The organism is Sandarakinorhabdus oryzae (assembly GCF_009733735.1).
In the GTDB taxonomy this organism is placed as follows: domain Bacteria; phylum Pseudomonadota; class Alphaproteobacteria; order Sphingomonadales; family Sphingomonadaceae; genus Sandarakinorhabdus; species Sandarakinorhabdus oryzae.
The window spans coordinates 1-1,050 of the sequence record NZ_WNJP01000343.1 but is presented as its reverse complement, the minus strand read 5'-3'; the positions used below and the strand labels follow the sequence as shown (position 1 = coordinate 1,050).

The following is a 1,050-nucleotide window of genomic DNA, read 5'->3' as shown; positions in this document are numbered from 1 at the left end:
CCGTGACGGCGGCGCTGGCCCGGCTGTGCGACGCCCACCCCGGCGGCAGCGGCGTGCAGGTGCTGGATGATGCGCCCACGGCACTGGCCGTGCGCATCGCGCTGGTGCGGCAGGCGCGGGCCAGCATCGATGCCCAATATTATATCTGGCGCGACGATGTGGCGGGCCGGCTGCTGCTCGATGAGCTGGCCGCCGCCGCGGCGCGCGGGGTGAAGGTGCGGCTGCTGCTCGATGATTTCGGCTGCGCGGCGGTGGAGCATCTGCTGGTGGCGCTGCCCGGGCTTGAGGTCCGGCTGTTCAACCCGGCCCGCCTGCGCTGGCCGCGCTGGCCCAATCTGCTGTTCGATTTTCCCCGCCTCAACCGCCGCATGCACAACAAGAGCCTGACCGTGGACGGCATCGCCACCGTGATTGGCGGCCGCAACATCGGCGATGAATATTTCGACGCCGGCCATGATGCCCTGGCCGTGGATCTCGACGTGCTCGCCATCGGCACCATTGCCGGCGAGGTGGCGGCGGATGTCCAGCGTTACTGGGACTGTCCGGCGGCAGTGCCATTGGCCAGGCTGGCGGCGCCGGCCACATCGGCCCTGGCGCCCGCAGCGGATCACCCGCGGCGACAGGCCTATCTGGCCGCAGCCGAAAGCCCCGCCACGCACGCCCTCGTCGATGAGGCGCAGGATTTCGACTGGGTGGCGGTGCGCATGCTCAGCGATCCGCCCGAGAAGATCAGCGGCCTTGCCGCGCCCGAGCGGCTGATGCTGCCGCGCGTGCTGGCGGCAATGGCAACCGCCCGGCAGCGGCTGCTGCTGGTGTCGGCCTATTTCGTGCCGACCAGGGCCGGGGCGGCGCTGCTGGGCGATCTGGCCGGCAAAGGCGTCGCGGTCGATGTGCTGACCAACAGCCTGGTTTCCAACAATGTCGTGCTCGTCCACGCCTTCTACGGGCCGTGGCGGGCGCCGTTGCTGCGCGCCGGGGTGCGGCTGTGGGAAATGCGCGGGCGGGACGGCGATCGCGCCAGCCACGGCCCGTAGAAGGCGTGGACGAGCA

1 protein-coding gene is annotated in these 1,050 nt (G+C 70.9%); it reads left to right on the top strand.

Annotated elements, in window-relative coordinates; all coding sequences use genetic code 11:
• A partial coding sequence (locus tag GJ693_RS16170; protein ID WP_197042305.1) for a phospholipase D-like domain-containing protein occupies positions 1–1,034 on the top strand: 1,034 nt, incomplete at its 5' end.
• Positions 1,035–1,050 lie beyond the last annotated feature (16 nt).